This is a genomic window from Geomonas sp. (assembly GCF_056994735.1).
Genome location: NZ_JBXKJL010000495.1, coordinates 1 through 5,139 on the forward strand (window position 1 = coordinate 1; position 5,139 = coordinate 5,139).

The following is a 5,139-nucleotide window of genomic DNA, read 5'->3' on the forward strand; positions in this document are numbered from 1 at the left end:
CTCCTTCAAAGCGGGCTCGCGGATCAAATCTGATAACTGCGGATAAAAATCTGATAAAGCCTTTCCAAACCTTTAAATCAGGTTCCATCTGATACACACAGATAAAAATGTGATTAAGCCTTTCCCAACGGTTTAAATCAGATTTTTATCAGATCTTATCCGAAGGTATCCGCGAGAACCGCTTTGCCTTTCGGTCTTTTTTTAGCTGTTCATATTTCTCTTCGAGGATGTCACACGCCTTGAGCATGCCGTCGATGATCGCCTCGGGCCTGGCCGCGCAACCGGGGACGTAGACGTCCACCGGCAGGACCTTGTCCACTCCCCCCTGCACATTGTAGCAGTCCTGGAAGACGCAACCGGAGGTGGCGCAGATTCCAACCGCCACCACGACCTTCGGGTTGGGCATCTGGTCGTAAAGATTCCGCACCACCTGTATGCTCTTCTCGTTGACGGACCCTGTGACCGCCATGATGTCGGCATGCTTGGGGTTCCCGGTGTTCACGATGCCGAAGCGCTCCAGGTCGTAGAGCGGCGTCAGGCTGGCGATCAGCTCGATATCGCAGCCGTTGCAACTGGTGGCGTTGTAATGAAGGACCCACGGTGAGCGTTTGAACCACCCCATCTCTCTCTCCTTGCCCTCATCGCATCAGGCTGAGCACGATGATGTTGGATACCCCGGCCACGGCGGTGAAGAGCCAGGCGCTCAGGAAGGTCGTCTGCCACCTCAAGCGGGCGTAATTCATGTCGACCACGATCTCGAACAGGTAGGTGGCCAGGGCCATCGAGACGGCCAGCCACGGGCTGAAGGCAAAGAAGAGGTAGACCATGCCGAGCAGCAGCACCGTTTCATACCAGTGGGTGATCTCGATGAGGGCCAGGGCGGGGCCGGAAAACTCGGTGGTGATCCCCCGCACGATCTCCTGGTGGGCGTGATGGGACATGGAGAGGTCGAATGGTGACTTCCGGAACTTGATGGTCAGGATGTAGAGAAAGCCGGCGAACACCCCGGGGAGATAAAGGATCAGCGGGGCATGATGCTGGGCGATGGTCCCCACCCGGAAGCTCCCCGTCACCTGGTACATCCCTACCGCCATGAGGATGATCATCGGTTCATAGGCGACGGTCTGGATGATCTCCCGCTCCGCCCCGATGTGACTGTAGGGAGAGCTGACGCAGAACCCGGCCAGGACGAAGAAGGTCCCGGCCAGGGCCAGGCTGAAAATGGTCAGGAGGAGGTCCGCGCCGGCGAAGAACAGGGCGCCGGAAAAGACGGTGAACAGCAGGAAGAGGAGGATGGGGAAGTCCTGGAACTTGTTGACGATGATCCGCTCCTTCTGGAGCAGCTTGAAGACGTCGAAGAACGGCTGCAGCACCGGCGGGCCGTAGCGCCCCTGCAGACGGGCGCTCACCCTGCGGTCGATCCCCGCCAGCACCCCTCCCGCCAGCGGGGCGAGGAGGACGAAGGCCAGCATCCGCTCCGGTATGCTCCAGGACCTGATCAAATCATAGAGTCCGTTCATGGCAGCCTCCCGCAACGGGTCAAGGTTCGGCCGGGCCCGTCATGAACAGGCAACACGGGCCTCATAGCGCCGCCACGCCGAACATGATGAAGGTCAGGGTCAGGCATACCAGCACCCCCGCATCGAGCAGGCGCTCTTCGCCGAAATACTTCTCCAGGTAGTAGTTCCTAAGCTCGATCGGCTGCCTCGACGCCGCGGCCCCTTCGAAGGTGATATGGTCCAGGTTGCCGCCGCCGAGATAGGTGCCGACCCGCTTGTAATTCTTGTCGACGAAGGCGTAATAGAGGAGGCCCAGGGGGAGGATGATGAGGAGCCCGAGCATGATGCCGAAGACGGTCAGCACGTTGAAGCTGTCGACCATCGGGGCTTTACCGAACATGTCAGCGAGATAGGGGTTTATCACCTGGAAGGAGAGGAACGGGAAGCCGAGGCATACGGCGACCGTGGCCACGGCCAGTATCCCCAGGGAGATCCACTCCCAGCGGCTCACCCGGTGCTCCACGACCTCGGCCACTCCATGCCTGATGGAGATGATCTTCCCCATCCATTTGGTCCAGAAAAAGATGGTGGCGGCGGAGCCGTAGGCCAGGATGATGGCCATGGCGGGATTGCTCTCCACGAAGGCCCTCAGGGTGATGAACTTGCTGATGATCATCCCGAAGGGGGCCAGGAACATCCCCGCCATGCCGGTCATCATCACGGCGGTGAGCTTCGGCAGGCGCATGATCAGATGATCCATGTCCTCGATGTCGCGGCTGTCCAGCTTGTATTCGATGATCCCCACGCAGAGAAAGAGAAGCGACTTGGCGACGGCGTGGAAGATGATCAGCAGGAGCGCCGACCATACCGCCGCTTCGCTGTGCACCCCCGCGCAGGCGACGATCAGCCCGAGGTTGGAGATGGTGGAGTAGGCGAGCACCTTCTTGGCGTTGGTCTGGGAGATGGCGATCAGGGCGGTGACCAGAAAGCTCACCCCGCCGATCAGGGTGAGCATCTTGGCCGCGGCCGTGTCCTGCATGACCGGCGCCACCCGCAGGATCAGGTAGACTCCCGCCTTGACCATGGTGCTCGAATGGAGCAGCGCCGAAACCGGCGTGGGAGCCACCATGGCGCCGGTGAGCCAGGATGAGAAGGGAAACTGCGCCGCCTTGACCAGCCCGGCGAAGGCGAGGCAGACCGCCGGGAGGAGCGCCGTCCCCCTGTCCAGGAGGAGGAGTTTGTCCAGCTCCATCACTCCGTACGAGGCGAGATGGAAAAGGCCGACGGCGAAGGCCACCCCGCCGACCAGGTTCATGTTGAGGGCCCTGAAGGCGCTGGCGCGGGAGGCATCGTCGTCCCGATAGCCGATGAGCAGGAAGGAGCAGACGGTGGTGATCTCCCAGAAGAAGTAGAGCCACAGGAGGTTGTTGGAAAAGACGATGCCGAACATGGCGAAGAGAAAGAGGTACATGAGGAAGGCGAAATAGCTCCGTCGCTCCTTCACCTCCCTGTAGTGCTCGTGATACTCCGGCATGTAGCCGATGGCGTAGAGGCAGATTGCGCTGCCGATGATGCCGACGATCAGCGCCATGATGATGGAGAATTTGTCCACGAACAGGGTGTGCTCGATCTGCAGGCCGCGGGCGGAGGTCGACTCGAAAACCACCATGATGAGCGACTGGACGATTACCAGGAGAACCGGAAGATACCTTTTCGCCATCACCGACAGGTATACGATGAAGACGGCGATGAGGAGCTCGATAACGAGCATGGCCACCTCTATCGCCCTGCCTTCGATGCGGAAATAGGCCGGTCCCGTGTCGAGAGTGGTGACCAGGAGGTAGACCGGCACGGCGCACAGCACGGCGTTGGCGATCGCCCCCAGGCTCTTCCTGACCGCGAGCCGGCGTGCCGGGATTAACGCCAGGAAGGCAATCGCCAGCGGGAACAGTATCAGGAAAATCAAGGCGCCCATGGTCCCGACCCTTTCGCCGACTCGCGGTCAGCGCATCTGCCTCGGTTGCCCGGTGCAGGCCAGCACGCTGTTCCAGAGCAGCCCCTCGGGGTCGATCTTCTTCCTCTTCCCGGTGGCGAGGGCGATGGGGACATGGGTGAACTGGTGGTTGGTGAAACCGATGACCATGTTGGTCCGACCCGCCATTCCCGCGTGCACCGCGTTGTGCCCGTACAGGAGACAGAGGGCGGAGTCGTGCGGATTCGCGGGCTGGCTGCGGATTATGTAGCTGGGATCGATGTACTTGAGAGTTATCTCTCTCCCCGCGTGCCCGAAATGATCCTTGATGGCATCGCGCAGGTAGGTGCCGATATCGCCGTACTTCACGTTTCCCGACGCGTCCCGCTCCGCGGTGCCGGCCACGAGCTCCTGTCCGGCGCCCTCGGCCACGGCGATCACCGCGTGTCCCCGTTTCTCCAGTCGCTCCTCCAGCGCGGTGAGGAGCCCGGCGAGGCTGAAGGGGACCTCCGGAACCAGGCAGAAGTTCACCTGCCCCTCGACCAGGGTGGCGAAGGCGGCGATGAACCCGGAGTCGCGTCCCATGAGTTTCACCACCCCTATCCCGTTTCGCGCCCCCAGCGACTCGGTATGGGCGGCGTAGATGGCACGGCGGGCCTCGGAAACCGCGGTCTCGAAACCGAAGGTGGTCTGGACGAAGGAGATGTCGTTGTCGATGGTCTTCGGGATGCCGATCACGCTGATGGGGCTCCCCCGGCGGAGGGCCTCCCTGGCGATGGCCCCGGCCCCCTTCATGGTGCCGTCCCCGCCGATGGCGAAGAGGATGCCGACCTCCAGCGCCTCCAGGGTGTCGACCATCTCCGCCGGCTCCTGGGGGCCGCGGGAGGAGGAGAGTATCGTCCCCCCCTGTTCGCCGATGCCTTCCACCGTCTCCGGAGTCAGCTCGACCGGGGCATGGCCCAGGCGGCCGGCCAGTCCCTCGTAGCCGTAGCGGAAGCCGTAGATCTTGGCGACGCCGTAATGGTGGTGCAGGCTCAGCACCACGGCGCGTATGACGTTGTTGATCCCCGGGCAGAGGCCGCCGCAGGTGACGATGCCGCAGGCGATGGCGGAGGGATCGAAGAAGAGCTTCTCCCGCGGCCCGGCCAGTTCCAGCGTCGGCGGCTCCACTCCGTCGGCGAGGTAGGGCTTTATCTCTTCGAACCTGGCGTGGTACATGATCCGCTCGCTGTCGCCGATAAAGCGTCCCTGCATGGGAGAGGGGTGGCGGCACTCGCCGAGGCTGTCGATGCTGAAGTCCAGAGGATCGGTCATGGATTTCTCCTTTCAATAACCCTCTCCCCACGGGAGAGGGTGCCCGCAGGGCGGGTGAGGGAGCTTTCACGAAAACGCGACGCTACCGCTCATGGAGACGCCCTCACCCTGGCCCTCTCCCGGAGGGAGAGGGGAAATTAGGGTCTCATCCCTTGAAGATGGTGGTGCCGCTGCCGCGCAACTCCTCGACCGCGCGCTTGACCCGCTCCGCCATGGCGGCCTCGGCGATGGCAAGGTAGGTGCGGGGATCGTAGGCCTTCTTGTCCCCCATCTCGCCGTCCACCCGCAGCACCCCGTCGTAGTGGGTGAACATGTGACCGGCGATGGGGCGGGTGAAGGCGTACTGGGTGTCGG

At 62.3% G+C, this 5,139-nt stretch carries 5 protein-coding genes; all 5 read right to left on the minus strand.

The annotated features are described in order from the left end of the window. Positions 1-148: 148 nt before the first annotated feature. Positions 149-622: an NADH-quinone oxidoreductase subunit B family protein gene (locus AC11W3_RS20895; protein ID WP_484093705.1), complete on the minus strand. Its 474-nt coding sequence runs from the start codon at positions 620-622 to the stop codon at positions 149-151. A 16-nt stretch (positions 623-638) separates the two neighbouring features. After that, positions 639-1,520: a respiratory chain complex I subunit 1 family protein gene (locus AC11W3_RS20900; protein WP_484088923.1), complete on the minus strand. Its 882-nt coding sequence runs from the start codon at positions 1,518-1,520 to the stop codon at positions 639-641. A gap of 61 nt (positions 1,521-1,581) precedes the next feature. Further along, the gene (locus AC11W3_RS20905; RefSeq protein WP_484093706.1) at positions 1,582-3,474 is read right to left on the minus strand and encodes an NADH-quinone oxidoreductase subunit 5 family protein; all 1,893 of its coding nucleotides are present in this window, start codon (positions 3,472-3,474) and stop codon (positions 1,582-1,584) included. 27 nt (positions 3,475-3,501) lie between these two features. Continuing rightward, positions 3,502-4,785, minus strand: a complete 1,284-nt coding sequence (locus AC11W3_RS20910; protein ID WP_484088921.1) for an ATP-dependent 6-phosphofructokinase — start codon at positions 4,783-4,785, stop codon at positions 3,502-3,504. A 145-nt stretch (positions 4,786-4,930) separates the two neighbouring features. Then, positions 4,931-5,139, minus strand: a 209-nt coding sequence (locus AC11W3_RS20915) for a hypothetical protein (RefSeq protein ID WP_484093707.1), incomplete at its 5' end; no start/stop codon positions are given.